Below are 19,437 nucleotides of genomic sequence, written 5' to 3' on the forward strand. Positions count from 1 at the left end.
ATCGCGCGCACCGGTGATGCCGTACGAAAACGGACCATCTCCCTGGTGGCGGGGGCGAATGCCTCGTAGCGGACCCCCGTCTTCGGGTGCCCCGAAGATGTGCCAGAGTTGCCACGTCCGCCCTGTCAGCACGTACCGTACGGCAACACAGGTGGGACCAGGTGGGGCAGCGGGAAGGGGCAGCCGGTTTGACCACGCACGCACCGCAGGCGGCGCAGTCCGTCACGCTGCCCACGACGCTGGACGAGGCCGTGGCGGCGCTCGCCGCCGTGCCCGCCGCCGTGCCCGTGGCGGGCGGCACCGACCTCATGGCCGCCGTCAACTCGGGACAGCTCAGGCCCGCCGCACTGGTCGGGCTCGGGCGGATCAGCGAGATCCGCGGCTGGCAGTACCAGGACGGTCACGCCCTGCTCGGCGCGGGCCTCACCCACGCGCGCATGGGCCGCCCCGACTTCGCGGCACTCATCCCGGCGCTCGCCGCCGCCGCGCGCGCCGCGGGCCCGCCGCAGATCCGCAACGCGGGCACCCTGGGCGGCAACATCGCCACGGCGGCACCCACCGGGGACGCGCTTCCCGTGCTGGCCGCACTGGAGGCGACACTGATCATCGCGGGCCCGGGCGGAGCCCGCCGGGAGATCCCGGTGTCGCATCTGCTGGCCGGTGTGGACATGCTGCGCGGCGGCGAACTCATCGGCTTCGTGCGCGTGCCGCTGCTGCACGCCCCGCAGGTCTTCCTGAAGGCGACCGGCCGCACCGGACCGGGCCGCGCGATGGCCTCCGTCGCGCTGGTCCTCGACCCGGCGCGGCGCGGAGTGCGCTGCGCCGTCGGTGCCATAGCGCCGATGCCGCTGCGCCCCCTGGACGCCGAGCAGTGGGTCGCCCGGCTCATCGACTGGGACAACAACCGCGCGATCGTCCCCGAGGCGCTGCACGCCTTCGGGGAGTACGTCGCCGCGGCCTGCATCCCCGATCCGGCCCCGGAGCCGGACGGCACCGTACCGACGCTTCCGCCCGCCGTACTGCACCTGCGGCGCACCGTCGCCGCGCTGGCCCGACGAGCACTGGGGAGGGCGCTGTCGTGACCGACGAACAGCACGGAGAGGGCACCACGCCCCAGAGCGGCGGCCGCTGGGACCCGCTGCCCCAGGGTGACTACGACGACGGCGCGACCGCCTTCGTGAAGCTCCCCGAGGGCGGCATCGACGCGCTGCTCGCCTCCACCGACAGTCCGCTGGCCGCGCGCGGGCACGGCTATGTCCCGCCGCAGATAACGCCCACCCCGGGCGCCGATCCCGCGGCCCCCGGCGCCTGGGCGGCCCCCGCCGACGCCGGCCAGTGGCCCGACCCCGGAGCCGTGCCCCAGGGCGCCGGGAACGACCAGTTCACGTACAACCCCGCGGCCACCCAGCACTGGACCTACGAGGAGCCGCGCGCCCCCGAGGCCGCCCCGGCACCGGGCCACGACGTGACCGGCCAGTGGTCGATCCCCGTGGCCGACGGCGACCTCCCGGACGAATCGGGTGAGTTCACCACGTCGTCCCTGGTCCAGCAGTGGGGCGGCACCCCTCCGGCGACCCTCCCGGGCGGTGCTTCCGCCCCTTGGGCGACGGGGGCCGCCGGGCAGCCGTGGGGACAGCAGGACACCGAGGGCGAGGCCGGGCAGCCCCATGAGGCGGCCGCGGGGGCCGGGATCGCCCCTGGGCAGACGTTCGGGGGCCAGGCCGGCGTCGGGCACACGCACGGGGCGGGACCCGCGACCGAGGCCGAGCGGCCGCACGAGACACGGCCCGGCACCGGCCACGCGCACGTGCCCGCCCCGGAGACCGGACAGGCCCACGGGCACACCGGTGAGTTCACGGTGGGCGCCGGGCACGCTCACGAGGCCACGTCCGGCGCCGGGCACCCGCGCGCCGGCGCGACGCCCGGACGGCCCACGCCGGACACCGGCACCGAGCACGCCACGCCGGACCACACGCCCGCGCACGGCACCGGCTACGCGCCGGGGCACCAGGCCGAGCGGTCACGGACCCCCCAGTCCCCGACGGCCGACCACACCGGACGGCCCGGCACCGCAGGCCACACGACCGCCGCCCCCCGCCGCCCCCTGGGCGACGGCCCCTCCACCGACGGCGCGGGCACGGCCTTCACGGGCGAGCACGCGACGGACGGCGCGGGTACGGCCTTCAGGGAAAGCCGCGCCACCGAAGCCACGGGTGGGCCTCTCACGGGCGAACCGGGCAGCGGGAACGCCGCCCAGGCGCACACGGCCGAGCACGTCACCGGGGGCACTGCCGAAGCGCACACGGCCGACCCCTCCGCCCCCTTCCGCGCCGCCGAGCACACCGGCTCCCACGCCTCCGCGTCCGACGCGGCCGTAGCCGCCTCGCAGGCCGCCCACGAGGCCCGTGAGGCCGCCGGGGTGGCGGCGGGCGCCCAGGGGGCCGCAGAGGCCGCCGAGAGGGCCGTAGAGGCGCTTGCGGGGGCCTCGGAGGGCGTGGGCGGCGGGTCGGGTGCGCGGGACGCCGAGGAGTCCGCTGACCCGCAGACCGGTCCCGCCGCCGTCGGATCCGGGTCCGCCGGCCCCGACGGCAGTGATTCCGCCGCCACCTCGGCCCGCCCGGACTCCGACGCCGGCCAGGACGGCTCCACCGCCGCCGACACCCCCGACACCGCCGAGGACCAGGGCCCCCCGCCCTCCGGCGAAGAACACCCCCTCGCCTCCTACGTCCTGCGCGTCAACGGTGTCGAACGCCCCGTCTCCGACGCCTGGATCGGCGAGTCGCTGCTCTACGTCCTGCGGGAGCGCCTGGGTCTCGCGGGCGCCAAGGACGGCTGCTCACAGGGCGAGTGCGGGGCCTGCAACGTCCAGGTCGACGGACGCCTCGTCGCCTCCTGCCTCGTACCCGCCGTGACCGCCGCCGGCAGTGAGGTCCGTACCGTCGAAGGGCTCGCCGAGGACGGCAGGCCCTCCGACGTGCAGCGCGCCCTCGCCCGCTGCGGAGCCGTCCAGTGCGGCTTCTGCGTGCCCGGCATGGCGATGACCGTGCACGACCTGCTGGAGGGCAACCCGGCGCCGACCGAACTGGAGACCCGGCAGGCCCTGTGCGGCAACCTGTGCCGCTGCTCCGGCTACCGGGGCGTCGTCGACGCCGTCCAGGAAGTCGTCGCCGAACGCGAGGCGCACGCCGACGCCGAACACGACGGCGACGAGGCGCGTATTCCTCACCAGGCGGGTCCGGGAGCCGGCGGGGTCCACGCGTCGGCGTTCGAGGCACCCGGAGCCATGAACCCCGGCCCCGCGGGCCGGCACGACCAGGCGTACGGACAGGACGGAGGCCAGGCGTGAGCAACGAAGCCGCCACCGCGACCACCGCCGCGGAGGCAGCACCCGCCCCCGAGCCACTGCCGCACGGCCTCGGCGCGTCCCTGCCGGCCGCCGACGCCCGCGCCAAGACCGAGGGCACCTTCCCGTACGCGGCCGACCTGTGGGCCGAGGGCCTGCTGTGGGCCGCCGTACTGCGCTCCCCGCACCCGCACGCGCGCATCCTGGACATCGACACGTCCCACGCGCGCGAGATGCCCGGCGTCCGGGCCGTCGTCACCCACGAGGACGTCCCGGGCGTGGACCGGCACGGCCGAGGCAGGGCCGACCGCCCGGTCTTCGCGTCCGAGGTCGTACGCCACCACGGCGAGCCCATCGCCGCCGTCGCCGCCGACCACCCCGACACCGCGCGCATGGCCGCCGCGGCCATCATGGTCGAGTACGAGATCCTCGACCCGGTGACCGACCCCGAGCAGGCGTTCGAGGCCGAGCCGCTGCACCCCGACGGCAACCTGATCCGGCACATCCCGCTGCGCCACGGCGACCCGGACGCGGTCGGCGAGATCGTCGTCGAGGGCCTCTACCGCATCGGCCGCCAGGACCCCGCCCCCATCGGCGCCGAGGCCGGCCTCGCCGTCCCGCGCCCCGACGGCGGGGTGGAGCTCTACCTGGCCTCCACCGACCCGCACACCGACCGTGACACGGCGGCCGCCTGCTACGGACTGGAACCCGAGCGCGTCAAGATCGTCGTCACCGGTGTGCCCGGCGCCACCGCCGACCGCGAGGACCAGGGCTTCCAACTCCCGCTCGGGCTCCTGGCGCTGAAGACCCAGTGCCCGGTCAAGCTCACCGCGACGCGCGAAGAGTCCTTCCTGGGACACGCGCACCGGCATCCCACCCTGCTGAGATACCGCCACCACGCCGACGCCGAGGGCAAGCTGGTGAAGGTCGAGGCACAGATCCTGCTGGACGCGGGCGCGTACGCCGACACCTCCTCCGAGGCCCTCGCCGCGGCCGTCGGCTTCGCCTGCGGCCCCTATATCGTCCCCAACGCCTTCATCGAGGGCTGGGCCGTACGCACCAACAACCCGCCCTCCGGGCACGTACGCGGCGAGGGCGCCATGCAGGTGTGCGCCGCCTACGAGGCCCAGATGGACAAGCTGGCCAAGAAGCTGGGCGCCGACCCCGCCGAACTGCGCCTGCGCAACGCCCTGGCCACCGGTGACGTACTCCCGACCGGCCAGACCGTGACCTGCCCCGCGCCCGTCGCCGAACTGCTGCAGGCGGTACGGGACTTCCCGCTGCCCGCGCTGCCCAAGGACACCCCCGAGGACGAGTGGCTGCTGCCCGGCGGCCCCGAGGGCGCGGGCGAACCGGGCGCGGTGCGCCGGGGCGTCGGCTACGGCCTGGGCATGGTGCACATGCTCGGCGCGGAGGGCGCGGACGAGGTCTCCACGGCGACCGTGAAGGTCCAGGACGGCGTGGCGACCGTGCTCTGCGCGGCCGTGGAGACCGGCCAGGGCTTCACCACCCTCGCCCGCCAGATCGTCCAGGAGACCCTCGGCATCGACGAGGTCCACGTCGCCCCCGTCGACACCGACCAGCCCCCGGCCGGCGCGGGCAACCGCAGCCGCCACACCTGGGTGTCCGGCGGCGCGGTGGAACGCGCGGCCAAGATGGTCCGCACCCAGCTGCTGCAGCCCCTGGCGCACAAGTTCGGTATGTCGACCGAGCTGCTCCAGATCACCGACGGCAAGATCACCTCGTACGACGGCGTCCTGTCGACCACCGTCACCGAGGCGATGGACGGCAAGGAGCTGTGGGCGACCGCCCAGTGCCGCCCGCACCCCACCGAGCCGCTCGACGAACACGGCCAGGGCGACGCCTTCGTGGGCATGGCCTTCTGCGCGATCCGCGCGGTCGTCGACGTCGACATCGAGCTCGGTTCGGTACGGGTGGTGGAGCTGGCGCTCGCCCAGGACGTCGGCCGTGTGCTCAACCCGGCCCAGCTGGCCGCCCGTATCGAGGCGGGTGTCACCCAGGGCGTGGGCATCGCGTTGACGGAGAACCTGCGCACCGCGCGCGGGCTGATCCGCCACCCGGACCTCACCGGCTACTCGCTGCCGACGGCCCTGGACGCGCCCGACATCCGGATCGTCAAGCTCGTCGAGGAGCGGGACGTCGTCGCGCCCTTCGGGGCGAAGGCGGTCAGCGCCGTGCCCGTGGTCACCTCCCCGGCGGCCATCGCCTCCGCGGTACGCGCCGCGACCGGCCGCCCCGTGAACCGCCTGCCGATCCGCCCGCAGGCGGCGGTGGTGACGGACCGCTCCTGATGGACGGTGTGGTCGTCGTCACGGGTGTGATGGCGTCCGGGAAGTCGACGGTGGCGCAGGCTCTGGCGATGGGGGTCCCCCCACGCCTTTAAGGCAGTGGGGGAGGCTGCCGCGAGCGGCACACGTGCGGGGGGACGTCTTCCGCAGGATGATCGTGTCGGGTCGGCGGGAGTACGTCCCCGGGGCCGCCGCCGGCGGGGCGGCCGAAACCCAGCTCCGGCTGAGGTACCGGCTGTCGGCGGCGACCGCGGACGCGTACGCGCGGGCCGGTTTCACGGCGGTCGTCCAGGACGTGGTGCTCGGCGAGGAGCTGACGGCCTACGTCGACCTGATCCGCACCAGCCCGCTGTACGTCGTGGTCCTGGCGCCGGGGCCGGAGACGGTCGCGGCGCGGGAGGCGGGGCGGGCGAAGTCGGGATACGGCGCTTGGACGGTGACGGAACTCGACGCGGAGCTGCGGGCCCGGACCCCTCGCCTCGGTCTGTGGCTGGACAGCTCGGAGCTGACCGTGGGGGAGACGGTCGAGGCGATCCTCGCGGGAAGGCAACGGGCGAGGGTGCGTTGAGCGTCCTGTGATGAGGGGCCGTTGTCAGTGGCGAGGCGTAGTGTTCTGGTCAGTGGGGACGGCCGCCGGGCCCGCACGGGAGACGGCAGGCGGTGAGCCGCGCCCCGCACGGGGTCTGTGGGCAGGAACATCCGGGGGAACAGATGAGCACGACCGACATCGCCGACATGGCGATCACCTTCACCGAGGACCAACTCGATCCGTACGTCACGCACGCGCCGACCAGGGACTGGCTGACCGGGCCCGGACTGCCCGGCGACGGCGCGCTGCTGACGTTCGCGGCGCTGCGCACCGACGGCCTGCGCACCCTGGCCGAGGCCGTCGACGGCGGTCCGGACCTGGCGCGGGAGCTGCGGGACCGGCTGGTGATAGGGGAGTTGCTCGCGCCGGCCGGCATGGCCGCGGAGTCGATCCTCCTCGACGGTGGCACGGGCGAGATCAGCACGGCCTATCTGTTCGAGCTGATGGAGAACCGCCCGCTCGCTCCCTCGCTGGAGGTGCTGGTGCGGTTCGCCCGGGTCACCGAGGAACTGGCGGATCTACGGGGGCAGTTCGCGTCCTTCGCCGGCCGGCACGGCACGGAGGCGGCCGCCGAGGCGTCCCGCCGTCTGCTGGCCCTGTTCGAGCGGGACACGGACGGCGAGGTCCCGCCGTACTGGAAGGCCGCCGCCCTGATCCGCCCCCTGGCCCTGGCCACCACCCCCGGCACGACCTCCGGTCTCGCCCTGGACATCCCCGCCCGCGTCCTGGACCAGGAGTTCGGGCACGCCCGCGTGGCCCGCTTCGAGGACGTCGACTTCCCGTCCGCGCTCACCCACGAGCCGACCCGCCGCTTCCTGCGCCAGACGGGCCTGCCGGAGACCACGATCCTCTTCCAGATGGACACCGACGTCCCGCTCCAGCCCCTCTCCGAGTACGCGGCGGACGACCGCGGCGCCACCACCTCGCCCTTCGAACTCCCGCCCCGCGCCGACCACTTGATCCGCCTGGGCCACCTGGTCGAGGACAACAGCCTGGTGGTGGACGGCGCGACCGGCGAGGTCCTGAACTGGCACGAGCCCGAGGCGAAGCTGTACCCGTTGAACACGGACGTCTCCACCCTCGCCTTCACCCTCTGGCTCCACCACCGAGAGCGCGAGATAGACAAGTACCTCTCCCACGAACTCACCACCCACGCCTACGACCAACTGGCCGCGACCATGCTCCAGGTCCTCTCCTCGGTCGACCCCACGGCCACGACGACCCCGGCCGACTGGCACTACTGGACCGAGAGGTTCAGGGACGAGCCGGGCGGAGCACTGTAACCGCCCCGCCCCCCTCGCACTCCCCACCACAGCCCCGCACGCCGAAAGGGGCCACCCCCACTGAGGGGATGGCCCTTCACCGCGCCGGCACAGCCAGCCAGAGGCCGTGGCGGGAATCGAACCCACGTAACTCGCTTTGCAGGCGAGTCCCTAAACCACTCGGGCACACGGCCGGGTCGGGGTGGAGGGTCGGTCTCCGGTCCGAACTCGGTGAGATGACGGTATGGCGGGGTGGGGGAGGGGTTCAAGGGGATCCCGGGGGCTGCAACGGGACTGCCATACGCCGTTCATGAAAGGTGGCCGGCGGTGCCGATGTAGGGCCAAGGTCGCAGGTCAGGCGGGGCTTCGGACGGGGGGCGGTTGCCGGGGTGCGGCTTACGCTGGCGGGCATGACCGTTTCTCAGCCGCGCGATGCCGCCGTCGAACAGGAGAGCGCGGGCAGCGCTGATCAGGGGGTGCTGGGGCGGGGGTATCGGGCGCTCAGTGTCGGGATCGTCTCCGTCGTCCTGCTGATCGCCTTCGAGGCGACCGCCGTGGGGACCGCGATGCCTGTGGCGGCACGGGAGTTGGACGGGTTGTCGCTGTGCGCGTTCGCCTTCTCCGGGTACTTCACCACCAGTCTGTTCGGGATGGTGCTCGCGGGGCAGTGGGCGGATCGGCGGGGGCCGGTCGGGGCGCTGACGGCGGGCATCGGATGTTTCGCGGCGGGGCTGCTGCTGGCCGGGACGGCGTCCGCGATGTGGCTGTTCATCCTGGGGCGGGCCGTGCAGGGGCTCGGCGGTGGGCTGGTGATCGTCGCTTTGTACGTCGTGGTCGGGCGGGCCTACCCCGAGCGGTTGCGGCCGGCCGTCATGGCGGCGTTCGCCGCGAGCTGGGTCGTACCGTCGATCGTGGGGCCGCTCGCGTCCGGGGCGGTGACCGAGCATCTCGGGTGGCGGTGGGTGTTCGTCGGGATTCCGGTGCTCGTCGTGTTTCCGCTCGCGATCGCCCTTCCCCAGATACGACGGCGGGCCGGCGGACCGCTGATCGCTGCCGCAGCCGACCGGTCAGGCGCCGGGACATCCAGCGCCGCCGCCTCGCCCACCGACCGCCCCTCCTTCGACCGGCGTCGTATCCGGCTCGCTCTCGGTGTCTCCCTCGGCGCCGGGCTCCTCCAGTACGCCGCTCAGGACCTGCGTCGGCTCTCCCTCGTCCCCGGCGTCGCCGGCGCCGCGCTGCTCGTGCCCGCCGTGCTCGGGCTGCTGCCGCGCGGCACCTACCGGGCGGCGCGTGGGCTGCCGTCCGTCGTGCTGTTGCGTGGTGTCGCCGCGGGGTCGTTCATCGCCGCCGAGTCGTTCGTGCCACTGATGCTGGTCACCGAGCGGGGGCTGACGCCGACGCTGGCCGGGTTCTCGCTCGCGGCCGGGGGCGTGACCTGGGCGGTGGGCTCATGGGTGCAGTCGCGGACGCGGGTGGAGCCGTACCGGGAACGTCTGATGACACTGGGGATGGTTCTGGTGGCCGCCGCCATCGCCGCCGCGCCCAGTGTGCTGATCGACTCCGTGCCCGCCTGGACCCTCGCCGTCGTCTGGGCGTTCGGCTGCTTCGGCATGGGCCTGGTGATCTCCTCCTCCAGCGTCCTCCTGCTGCATCTCTCCGCCCCCGAGGAGGCCGGCACCAACTCCGCCGCCCTCCAGATCTCCGACGCGCTCTCCAACGTCGTCCTCCTGGCAGCGGGCGGCGCGGCCTTCGCGGCTCTCGGCGGCGGCACGGTGACACACACGGCGACCGAGGCGTCCGGCACCGCCTCCCACCCGGCCGCCTTCACCGCCGTCTTCCTGCCGATGGCCGGGGTGGCGCTGTTCGGAGCGTGGGTGACGACGCGGTTGCGGGAGCGGTGAGATGGGTAGCGCGGTCGCCTGGGGCCGGCGGCCGTAATGCGGTCGCCTGGAGGCCGGGCCCGCTCCTACCCTCGTCGACATGTCCCAGATCCCCCTCCCGCCGGCCCTGCCGCCCGCCGTCCCGCCTGCACTCTCCCTTCAGCTCCCGTCCGACCTCCGCCACCGGCTCGACGACCTCGCGGACGCCACCGGTCGGCTTCCCGAGGACATCGTGGTGGACGCCGTGGAGCAGCTGTTGGCGCGGGAGTCGGCCGCGGTGCGGGGGGTGGCGGAGCTGCTCGCCGGGGCGCATGCCGAGCTGTTGCGGAGGCTCGGCGAATGAGCGGAACGCCCTCGCACATGACCCGTCACCTCACCGTCGCCGAGGTCACGCACATCGCGCGGATCGCCTTCGGCGGACGTGACCCCGAGGTGCGCGAGGGCGGGCTTCTCGTGTCCGCCGTGCATCGGCCGCGCGCACGGATGTTCGGTACGGCGGCCTACGAGGACCCCTATGAGCAGGCCGCCGCGCTGTTGCACGCTCTCGCGACGAATCATCCGCTCGTCGACGGCAACAAGCGCACCGCATGGCTCGCCGCCGCGACCTTTCTCGGGGTCAACGGGGTCGACTTGGCGGACTGCGACCAGGTTGCCGCGTACGACCTGGTCATCGATGTCGCCTCGGGGGAGGAGAGCGACATCTCGGTCATCGCCGGGCGGCTGCGGCGGTTGTGACGTGGGTCCCACCCTCGGGCGACCCGGCCTCGTCCGCACATTGACGGGGCCGGGCCGCCGGTAGGGTGGCCCGGTTGTCATACGTAGCCCTGCTCACCTGTTCCAACCGCCGAGCCGCCCGACCCACCCTCGGAGACCGTGACTGCCACCGCCGCCTCTGCCGCGCACTCCCACCACCTCTCTCCCGCCTTCCCCGGCCGTGCCCCCTGGGGCACCGCCAGCAAGCTGCGTGCCTGGCAGCAGGGGGCCATGGAGAAGTACGTCCAGGAGCAGCCGCGTGACTTTCTCGCCGTCGCCACCCCCGGCGCCGGCAAGACGACGTTCGCGCTGACCCTGGCGTCCTGGCTGCTGCACCACCATGTCGTGCAGCAGGTGACCGTGGTCGCGCCGACCGAGCATCTGAAGAAGCAGTGGGCGGAGGCCGCGGCCCGGATAGGGATCAAGCTGGACCCCGAGTACAGCGCGGGCCCGCTCGGCAAGGACTACCACGGGGTCGCCGTGACGTACGCCGGTGTCGGCGTACGCCCCATGCTGCACCGCAACCGCGTCGAGCAGCGCAAGACGCTCGTCATCCTCGACGAGATCCACCACGCCGGTGACTCGAAGTCGTGGGGCGAGGCCTGTCTCGAAGCCTTCGAGCCGGCCACCCGCCGCCTCGCGCTCACCGGCACCCCCTTCCGGTCCGACACCAACCCCATCCCCTTCGTCACGTACGAGGAGGGGAACGACGGCATCCGGCGGTCCGCCGCCGACTACACCTACGGCTACGGCAACGCCCTCGCCGACCATGTCGTGAGGCCCGTCATCTTCCTCTCCTACAGCGGCAACATGCGCTGGCGCACCAAGGCGGGCGACGAGATCGCCGCGCGGCTCGGCGAGCCCATGACCAAGGACGCCGTGAGCCAGGCCTGGCGCACCGCCCTCGATCCGCGCGGTGAGTGGATGCCCAGCGTGCTGCGCGCCGCCGACCAGCGGCTGACCGAGGTCAGGAAGGCCATCCCGGACGCCGGCGCCCTCGTCATCGCCTCCGACCAGGACTCCGCCCGCGCCTACGCCAAGCTCATCCGTGAGATCACCGGCAGCAAGGCGACGCTCGTCCTGTCCGACGACGCGGGCGCGTCCAAGCGGATCGACGACTTCAGCGAGAGCAACGACCGGTGGATGGTCGCCGTACGGATGGTGTCCGAGGGCGTCGACGTGCCGCGGCTCGCGGTAGGCGTGTACGCCACCACCATCTCCACGCCCCTCTTCTTCGCGCAGGCCGTCGGGCGTTTCGTGCGGTCGAGGCGCCGTGGCGAGACCGCGTCCGTCTTCCTCCCGACCGTCCCGGACCTGCTCACCTTCGCCAACGAGATGGAGGTCGAGCGCGACCACGCCCTCGACAAGCCCAAGAAGGAGGGCGAGGAGGACCCGTACGCCGAGTCCGAGAAGGAGATGGAGGAGGCGAACAAGGAGCAGGACGAGGACACCGGCGAGCAGGAGCAGTTCGCCTTCGAGGCGCTGGAGTCCGAGGCCGTGTTCGACCGGGTCCTCTACGACGGCGCCGAGTTCGGCATGCAGGCGCACCCGGGGAGCGAGGAGGAGCAGGACTACCTCGGGATTCCCGGGCTGCTGGAGCCGGACCAGGTGCAGTTGCTGCTGCAGAAGCGGCAGGCCCGGCAGATCGCGCACAGCCGCAAGAAACCGGACGGTGAGGCGGACCTGCTGGAGCTGCCGGCCGAGCGGCGGCCCGTCGTCTCGCACAAGGAGATGATGGAGCTGCGCAAGCAGCTGAACACCATGGTCAGCGCGTACGTCCACCAGAGCGGCAAGCCGCACGGTGTCATCCACACCGAGCTGCGGCGGGTGTGCGGCGGTCCGCCGAGCGCCGAGGCGACGGCCGGGCAGCTGAAGCAGCGGATCGCCAAGGTGCAGGAGTGGGCGACCCGGATGCGGTGACCTGGTGGTCCAGTGGTGCGGGGCGGTTATGGCAGGGGGCCCTAAAGCTGCTGACGGCATTTGTTGCACCCCGTATGAATCAGGACAAACGGAGCTAATCCCTCCTTACCCATGCCCGGATTCTGGACGGAGGCTTCCGCTCAGCGAACCCCCTTCGCTAATGTCCCGCTACGCACACGCCCCGTGGCAGCGCCGCCGCGGAGCGCAGCCGTGAAGCGACGCGGCCCGGCAGCGGCCGGGTCGCCGGCCGATCGGCGGCCTCTGTTGCGCGTCAACGACGGGACTCGGTGACGCACCGCCGCGCGGAGGTCGTCGACCTCACCACTTGGAGGAGTGGGCGTCGTGACCGCGGAGACCTCTCAGACGCTGGACAGAGGACTGCGTGTCCTCAAGCTGCTGGCCGATACGGACCATGGGCTGACCGTCACCGAGCTTTCCAACAAACTGGGCGTGAACCGGACCGTCGTATACCGGTTGCTCGCGACACTCGAACAACACGCGCTCGTACGACGTGATCTGGGCGGTCGTGCCCGGGTCGGGCTGGGCGTGCTGAGGCTGGGGCGGCAGGTGCATCCGCTGGTACGGGAGGCAGCGCTGCCGGCGCTCAGGTCGCTCGCCGAGGACATCGGGGCGACCGCGCATCTGACCCTGGTGGACGGGGCGGACGCGCTGGCCGTGGCCGTCGTGGAGCCGTCCTGGACGGACTATCACGTGGCGTACCGGGCCGGGTTTCGGCATCCACTGGACCGTGGGGCGGCCGGCCGGGCGATTCTCGCGGCGCGGGCCAGGCCGGTGAACGAGCCCGGATACACCCTGACCCATGGGGAGCTGGAGGCGGGGGCGAGCGGGGCGGCCGCCCCGCTGATCGGGGTCACGGGCGTCGAGGGCAGCGTCGGGGTCGTGATGCTGGCGGACGCCGTGCCGGAACGCGTGGGACCACGGGTCGTCGACGCGGCGAGGGAGGTCGCGGAAGCGTTGCGCTGAGCCGCGGGCGGACTCGGCGCGGGCAGCGGCGTTGCACGCGGGTTCGTGGCGCGCAGGCTCCTGGGGCGTGGGTTCGTCGTCGGACACGGGCTCGCTGTGCTCAGGGGCGTCGTGCTCAGGGGCGCCGTGGGCAGGTTCGTTGCGTGCGGGTTCGCTGCGCGCAGGGTCGTTGCGTGCGGGTTCGCTGCGCGCAGGGTCTTTGCGTGCGAGGTCGTGGTGGGCAGAGGCGTTTGCGCGGTCCGTGGCGCACGGGTTCGCTGTGCGCGGTCCGTGGCGCACGGGTTCGCTGTGCGTGGTTTCGTGACGGGCCGGGTTCGTTGTGCATGCGCTTCCGGTGCGCCGGGCCGTGGCGCGCGGGGTCGTTCTGCATGCGTTTCCGGTGCGCGGGGTCGTTGCGCGGCGGGCGTCTGGGCGCGGGTTTCTTGCGTACGTGTGCCTCGTGGGTGGGGTGGTGTGCAGCCCGGTGCTGGTGGGGCCGTGGGGGCGGTGCCGTCCGGGCTGACCGGCGGTGGCCGGAAGTCGTCGTCACGTTAGATTGATCCCGTGCTCTCTCGTCTCACGCGCCCCCGGGCCGTCGCCGTCGCCGCCGTACCCGTCGTGGCGTTGCTCGCCACGGCGGTCCTCGCGCCGCTGCCGTTCTCGCTGGCGCAGCCCGGGATGACGGCGAACGTGCTCGGCAAGAACCAGGGCACACCGGTGATCACGGTCTCGGGGGCGAAGACGCGGCAGACCAGCGGGCAGCTGCGGATGACGACGATCGAGGCGACCAACCCGGACACCCGTGTCTCCCTGTCCGACGTGCTCTCCGCGTGGTTCGCCACCGACAGGGCCGTCATGCCGCGTGACTCCGTCTACCCCAGCGGGCAGAGCACCAAGGAGATCGAGCAGCACAACACCGCGCAGATGAAGGAGTCGCAGGACGCGGCGACCCAGGCCGCGCTGAAGTACCTCGACCTCAGCGCGGACAACGTCAAGGTCACGCTGAAGCTCGCCGACGTCGGCGGACCGAGTGCCGGGCTGCTGTTCACCCTGGGCATCATCGACAAGCTCGACGGCGACGGGAGCGGGGGCGATCTCACCGGGGGTCGGACCATCGCCGGCACGGGGACCATCGACGGCGCCGGGAAGGTCGGCGCGGTGGGAGGCGTGGCCCTGAAGACACAGGCGGCTCGGCGGGACGGGGCGACGGTGTTCCTGGTGCCGAGGGACGAGTGCACCGACGCGAAGTCGGAACTGCCGAAGGGGCTCCGACTGATTCCGGTGACGACCCTGAAGGGCGCTGTGAATTCCCTGGTGGCGCTGGAGACGGGGAAGGGGTCCGTGCCCCGCTGCTGAGTGCGGCAGGGCCGCCCAACTCCACCCGGAGGTGCCGGTCGGACCGGCGCCCTTGAACGCCTCACCCGTGCTCCGGCCGGCTGGACACACCCGCCCCGCGTCCCGCATCCAACCCCCTTGGCCGCAGCAGCAGTTCGGCCAGTGAGGCCAGCCAGTCGACGAGCAGGGCCAGGACGACCGTGAGGATCGAGCCCAGCATCAGCACCGGCATCCGCTGGGTCCTGATGCCGGTCTGGATCAGTACGCCCAGGCCGCCACCGCCGCCGAAGGCCGCCAGGGTCGCCGTGCCGACGTCGAGCACCAGGGCCGTACGGACGCCCGCGAGGATCAGGGGGACGGCGAGCGGCAGCTCCACGCGCGACAGCACGCCCAGCGGGGACATCCCGATGCCGCGGGCCGCCTCCAGCAGGGTCGAGTCGTTGGCCTTCAGACCCGCGACGGTGTTCGACAGCACCGGCAGGACCGCGTAGACGGTGATGCCGATCACGGCCGACCTCATACCGGTGCCGAGCCAGATCACCAGCAGGGCGAGGAGGCCGATCGCCGGGGTGGCCCGTCCCATGTAGGCGACTGTCATCGCCGCCCGGGTCACTCTCCGGAACGCCTTGCGGGTCAGCAGGATGCCCAGGGGGATCGCGATGACCACCACGAAGGAGGTGGAGATCGCGGTCAGTTCGATGTGCTGCCAGAGAGCTCTGGAGACCTTGCCGTCCGACAGCGCGTTCCTGGAGATCGCGTCCAGGTCCGTCTGTCGGAACCACAGCCAGGTCGCCAGCAGGACGGCGACCAGCACGCCCGGCAGAAAGGTCAGCTTCTGCCAGGCGACGCGCGCCCTGGGAGAACCCGAAGGCGCCGCGACCCCGGCTCGGGTCCCGGACCCGGTCTCGTCCCCGGCTCGGGTCCCGGACCCGGTCTCGTCCCCCGCTCGGGTCCCGGCCCCGGTCTCGTCCCCCGCTCGGGTCCCGGCCCGGGGTCCAGTCCCCGTCTCGACCCCGGCCCCGGTCATGACCGTGTCTCCGCTCCGGCGCCGCCCTCCTGCCAGGCGGGCGTCTGCGGGGTGCGGGTCTTTTCCAGGGCGTGCTGGTGTTCGATCGCCGTCAGGCGGTCGGCCTCCAGAAGGTCGTGCACCCGGTGCTTGAGCGTCTCCATGTCGACGACACCCTCGTACTCCCCGCGCCGCCCGGTCACCGGCACCCGCCCCGCGTTGTCGGTCAGCACCGCCTCCAGCGCGTCCCGGAGGGTGGCGTCCCGGGTCACCGTGGCGGTCACCGGTGTGCCCGCACGCGTCAGCGAACCGCGCGCCCGCATGAGGTCGCCGCGGCGCAGCCACCTGTAGGGGCGGCGGTGCTCGTCGAGGAGGAGGATCTCGTTCGTACCGCTGGCGCGAAGCCCGTTGAAGATCTCCTGGAGCGGGTCGTCGACGGTCGCCGTCGGGCAGGCGGTGATCTCCACGTCCCGTACGCGGGAGAGGTTCAGCCGCTTCAGGGCCGCGCCCGCGCCGACGACGCCCGAGACGAAGTCGTCCGCCGGGTGGGTGAGGATCGCCTCCGGGGTGTCGAACTGGGCGATGTGCGAGCGTTCGCGCAGCACGGCGACACGGTCGCCGAGCTTGATCGCCTCGTCGAAGTCGTCCGTGACGAACACGATCGTCTTGCGCAGCTCGCGTTGCAGCCTGATCAGCCCCTCCTGGAGATGATCACGGGTGACCGGGTCGACCGCGCCGAACGGCTCGTCCATCAGCAGTACGGGCGGATCGGCGGCCAACGCCCGTGCCACACCGACACGTTGCTGCTGATCGCGGGAGAGCTGGCGCGGATGGCGGCCGTGGAACTCGCCGGGGTCCAGACCCACCAGGTGGAGCAGTTCCTCGACCCGTGACCGGATGCGCGCCTTGGACCAGCCGATCATCCTCGGTACGAGGGAGATGTTCTGGGCGACCGTCATGTGCGGGAAGAGACCGGACGACTGGATCGCATAGCCCACCTCGCGGCGCAGCTTGACCGGATCCATGTGGGTCACGTCCTCGCCGTTGATCCGGACGCGACCACCCGACGACTCGATCAACCTGTTGATCATCTTGAGCGTGGTCGACTTGCCGCATCCGGACGGCCCTACGAAGACGACGGTCTCGCCCGCCTTGATCTCCATGGTGACGTTGTCGACGGAGGGGTGAGGGTTGCCGGGATACCTCTTGGTCAGGTTCTCCAGCTCGATGGACGCACCCGATGCGCCGGACTCGGCCACGGGCTCGGCCACGGACTCAGCCACGGATCCCCCTCGGAATGGTCAGCCGTCCGATCAGGACGAACACGGCGTCGAAGAGCAGGGTGAGGGCGATGATCCCGAGCGTGCCGGCGAGGACCTCGTTGAGCGCGTTCCCGCTCCCCGGCGAGCCGATGCCGCGGAAGATCTCGTTGCCGAGGCCCGGACCGGAGGCGTACGCGGCGATCGCTGCGATGCCCATCAGCATCCGCGTGGAGGCCCGGATCCCGGTCAGGATCGGCGGCCAGGCCAGCGGCAGCTCGACCCGGGCCAGCCGCGTCAGCCGCGACATCCCGATCCCTCTCGCCGCGTCCACCAGCGGCGGATCGACCCCGCGCAGTCCGACGACGGCGTTGCGCACGATCGGCAGCAGCCCGCAGAGGCAACACCGTTGCCTTTAGCCCAAGTTGGTGTTGTCAAGCCCACCTTCCTTGATCATCTCGAAGTGGAGGGCGTACGGCTGGGCTGTCCTTGGGTGCTTGCCAGCAGTGAAGGTGTACTTGCTGTTGCGCTTGCGGACGCGTGCTTTCAGCCGCTGACGTGGCCCCTTGGGCAGGAGGCCGGCCAGGACGGCCCGGCCGATCGCCCCGACGAGGGTCACCGGGTTGGGCGGGGCGATGCCGCGGGCGGCCACGATCTGGTCGGCGGCCGCATTGAGCAGCACGGTCATGCTGACGCGTTCCGCCGACAGGCCCGGCTGGGCGGTGACCAGGTCGCCCGCGACGCGCACCAGGGCCTGGTAGGCCGTCAGCAGTGCGTAGACCTCCTGCTCGATGCCGGGGACCGTCCGCGAGCGCAACACCCGCCCGTCGAGGATGGTCGACTTCAACGAGAAGTAACAGGTCTCCGCCTGCCACCTGCGGTGATACAACGTGATCAGCTCGTGGGCGGGGTAGCGCTCGGCATCCAGCAGACTGGTCATCAGCCGCCACAACTCGGTGCGGCGAGTGCCGTCGGCCAGCGTGACAGTCATCCAGGCTTCCACGATCCGGACTTCGAGTCGCCCGTAACCGCGCCCCGCCTTGTATTTACCGGCACAGACAGCGGTCAGGTACGAACCGTCCGGCAACGGGCGGCGCACCGTCGGACGCCGTTTGCGGGTTGAGCGCAGGAGGAAGGACGCCCCGGTGCCCGTCACCGCCTCCAGGAAGTCGAACGCGTCGTAATAGGCGTCGGCCAGCAGCACCATCGAGGCGTCCAGATGGTCCAGCAGGCGGCGGGCGTAGCCGAGCTCACCGATCGTGTCCGGGCCGAAGGCCGCGCCGAGGAGGGCGCGGGTCCCGCACTCGACGAGGGCGACCATGCGCAGGAGGGGGTAGCCGAACTCCAGCACCGGGCCGCCGTGCTTGGGGAAGCACCAGGTCACCGCCTCCTCGTCGGGAATGCTCAGGGTGGTGCCGTCCACCGCGACCACCCGCAAACCCCGCCAGAAGGTACCGCCCTGTCCCCGGGTGGCCACCGGTCCGGCGAGGACCTCGAACAGGCGGCGCAGCGGAGCACTGCCCAGTCGGCAGCGGGCCCGCGACAAGGAAGACGCACACGGCCGGGTTGCCACGATCCCACGCAGTCCCGCCCCGAGCTTCCCCCACACCGCCTGGTAGGACGAGCGCTCGAAGAAGACGAGGGCAAGGACGAAATACACCACTACTCGCGCCGGCAGCAGCCGCACACGCCGCTCACGCGAGCCAGTCTCCTCAAGGACCGCGTCGACCAGCTGCGGGTCGACGACTTGCGTCAACTCCCCCAGGTGGCCGGGGGCGTACACATCATGAGCCGACGCCAGAAGCGGCGGGGTGGCAGAATGACGCGGCAACGGGACCTCCGGTACGACGATCTCTGGGCTCGACACCACAGGGATCTACCAGGGGTCCCGTCCTCTCGTTCATCGACTTGACAAAGCGCCGGACGTCATAAAGCAACGGTGTTGCACGTCAAGGGACACGACCCCCGATGAGCAGCAGGAGCTCATCGAACCGTCCCCGCCCCGTGGTGCCGTAGGTCCAGCCCAACTCCGAGGCGCTGCCGAAGCTTTACGTGCACGGTCTGTCCCACCGCGACTTCGTCCACGTGCGGACGGACGGCCTGGCAACGAAACTCTGGCTGGGGCGGGCGCATCGCGCGTCCTGGACCTGCTCGCGCCGGTCGACGCTTCCGATCTTCGGACGCTATGGGGTCTCGGTGATCAGTTGGGGACGGGTGAGCGCGTGGTGCGCTGGAGGATCACTCCCCGAACGAGCCGGTGCAGGGTGTCCACTTCGGCCCGGATGCGGTCCTCGTCGTCACCGGCGACGGACACGGCGCCGGAGGTGTAGGTCATGGTGATCGTCGTGAGTTCTCTCGCGCAGGCGGCGGGGTCGGGAACGCCATAACCGCGGGCAATCGGTTCGAGGTATGCGGTCATGTGCGCTGCGGCGCGGTGCTCCATGACGTCCATGATCTCCTGGGTCTCCCTGTTGCCGGCTTCGTGCAAGCGCAGAGAGGTGTACAGCCGGAACAGCTGCCGCTGCTTCGTGATGAGATCAGCTGCCCGCTCGTAGTAGACGGCCAGGCGCTCTTCGGGGGAGCCGGCTGAGTCGTCGACTTTAGGCAGGTTGGCGAAGAACTCGGTCGACCCTCGCTCGAGAACAGCCCTCAGGACGCCGGCCTTGCTACCGAAGTGGTGGTAGACCGAGCCGACCGGAAACCCGGATTCCTCGCAGATCTGGTTGATCGAGACGCTGCCGTACCCCTTGGACCCGAACAGGCACTCGGCCGCATCGATGATCTGATTGCGGGTATCGCGTGCGGTAACCATGCGGGG

General features: G+C 72.1%; 14 protein-coding genes, 1 tRNA gene and 2 pseudogenes. 11 read left to right on the plus strand and 6 right to left on the minus strand.

The features are described from left to right. Positions 1-188: 188 nt before the first annotated feature. The 5 genes and pseudogenes from ABZT17_RS14155 (at position 189) to ABZT17_RS14175 (ending at position 7,524) form a co-directional block, all read left to right on the plus strand. Positions 189-1,082 carry an FAD binding domain-containing protein gene (locus tag ABZT17_RS14155; protein ID WP_356348024.1) on the plus strand — a complete coding sequence of 298 codons (894 nt, stop codon included), beginning with the start codon at positions 189-191 and terminating at the stop codon, positions 1,080-1,082. Beyond that, on the plus strand, positions 1,079-3,346 hold the full coding sequence (locus ABZT17_RS14160; RefSeq protein WP_356348026.1) for a 2Fe-2S iron-sulfur cluster-binding protein: 2,268 nt from the start codon (positions 1,079-1,081) through the stop codon (positions 3,344-3,346). The genes ABZT17_RS14155 and ABZT17_RS14160 overlap by 4 nt, the downstream gene beginning before the upstream one ends. Next, a complete protein-coding gene (locus ABZT17_RS14165; RefSeq protein WP_356348029.1) occupies positions 3,343-5,655 on the plus strand; it encodes a molybdopterin cofactor-binding domain-containing protein in 2,313 nt (770 codons plus the stop codon). The genes ABZT17_RS14160 and ABZT17_RS14165 overlap by 4 nt, the downstream gene beginning before the upstream one ends. Then, positions 5,655-6,220 (plus strand): annotated as a pseudogene (locus tag ABZT17_RS14170) (AAA family ATPase). Before ABZT17_RS14165 ends, ABZT17_RS14170 begins: the two are co-directional and overlap by 1 nt. 143 nt (positions 6,221-6,363) lie before the next feature. After that, positions 6,364-7,524, plus strand: coding sequence for an SUKH-4 family immunity protein (locus ABZT17_RS14175; protein WP_356348032.1), 1,161 nt, complete (start codon positions 6,364-6,366; stop codon positions 7,522-7,524). Between the two features lie 101 nt (positions 7,525-7,625). Here the strand turns inward: ABZT17_RS14175 and ABZT17_RS14180 are convergent. Further along, positions 7,626-7,697, minus strand: a tRNA-Cys gene (locus ABZT17_RS14180). A 216-nt stretch (positions 7,698-7,913) separates the two neighbouring features. Between ABZT17_RS14180 and ABZT17_RS14185 the strand changes: the two genes are divergently transcribed. From ABZT17_RS14185 to ABZT17_RS14210, 6 genes are all read left to right on the plus strand, one after another. Continuing rightward, positions 7,914-9,404, plus strand: coding sequence for an MFS transporter (locus ABZT17_RS14185; RefSeq protein ID WP_356348035.1), 1,491 nt, complete (start codon positions 7,914-7,916; stop codon positions 9,402-9,404). 79 nt (positions 9,405-9,483) lie between these two features. Beyond that, the gene (locus tag ABZT17_RS14190) at positions 9,484-9,726 is read left to right on the plus strand and encodes a hypothetical protein (RefSeq protein WP_356348037.1); all 243 of its coding nucleotides are present in this window, start codon (positions 9,484-9,486) and stop codon (positions 9,724-9,726) included. Between the two features lie 17 nt (positions 9,727-9,743). After that, positions 9,744-10,118, plus strand: coding sequence for a type II toxin-antitoxin system death-on-curing family toxin (locus tag ABZT17_RS14195; RefSeq protein WP_356348089.1), 375 nt, complete (start codon positions 9,744-9,746; stop codon positions 10,116-10,118). Positions 10,119-10,256: 138 nt separating this feature from the next. Further along, positions 10,257-12,056, plus strand: coding sequence for a DEAD/DEAH box helicase (locus tag ABZT17_RS14200; RefSeq protein ID WP_356348040.1), 1,800 nt, complete (start codon positions 10,257-10,259; stop codon positions 12,054-12,056). Positions 12,057-12,398: 342 nt separating this feature from the next. Beyond that, positions 12,399-13,040, plus strand: a complete 642-nt coding sequence (locus tag ABZT17_RS14205) for a helix-turn-helix domain-containing protein (protein ID WP_356348042.1) — start codon at positions 12,399-12,401, stop codon at positions 13,038-13,040. 543 nt (positions 13,041-13,583) lie between these two features. Next, positions 13,584-14,375, plus strand: a complete 792-nt coding sequence (locus ABZT17_RS14210; RefSeq protein ID WP_356348044.1) for a S16 family serine protease — start codon at positions 13,584-13,586, stop codon at positions 14,373-14,375. Between the two features lie 61 nt (positions 14,376-14,436). Here ABZT17_RS14210 and ABZT17_RS14215 read toward each other — a convergent pair whose 3' ends face one another. The 5 genes and pseudogenes from ABZT17_RS14215 to ABZT17_RS14235 form a co-directional block, all read right to left on the minus strand. Next, positions 14,437-15,381, minus strand: coding sequence for an ABC transporter permease (locus ABZT17_RS14215; RefSeq protein ID WP_356348046.1), 945 nt, complete (start codon positions 15,379-15,381; stop codon positions 14,437-14,439). Then, complete coding sequence (locus ABZT17_RS14220; RefSeq protein WP_356348091.1) at positions 15,378-16,619, minus strand: ATP-binding cassette domain-containing protein; 1,242 nt, start codon at positions 16,617-16,619, stop codon at positions 15,378-15,380. Before ABZT17_RS14220 ends, ABZT17_RS14215 begins: the two co-directional genes overlap by 4 nt. Positions 16,620-16,635: 16 nt before the next feature. Next, positions 16,636-17,013 (minus strand): annotated as a pseudogene (locus tag ABZT17_RS14225) (ABC transporter permease subunit); the annotation flags it as partial. Between the two features lie 21 nt (positions 17,014-17,034). Next, on the minus strand, positions 17,035-18,489 hold the full coding sequence (locus tag ABZT17_RS14230; RefSeq protein WP_356348048.1) for an IS4 family transposase: 1,455 nt from the start codon (positions 18,487-18,489) through the stop codon (positions 17,035-17,037). 330 nt (positions 18,490-18,819) lie between these two features. After that, complete coding sequence (locus ABZT17_RS14235) at positions 18,820-19,431, minus strand: TetR/AcrR family transcriptional regulator (protein WP_356348050.1); 612 nt, start codon at positions 19,429-19,431, stop codon at positions 18,820-18,822. Between the last annotated feature and the right edge of the window lie 6 nt (positions 19,432-19,437).

The sequence above is a fragment of the Streptomyces sp. NPDC005648 genome (assembly GCF_040605395.1).
Lineage (GTDB): Bacteria > Actinomycetota > Actinomycetes > Streptomycetales > Streptomycetaceae > Streptomyces.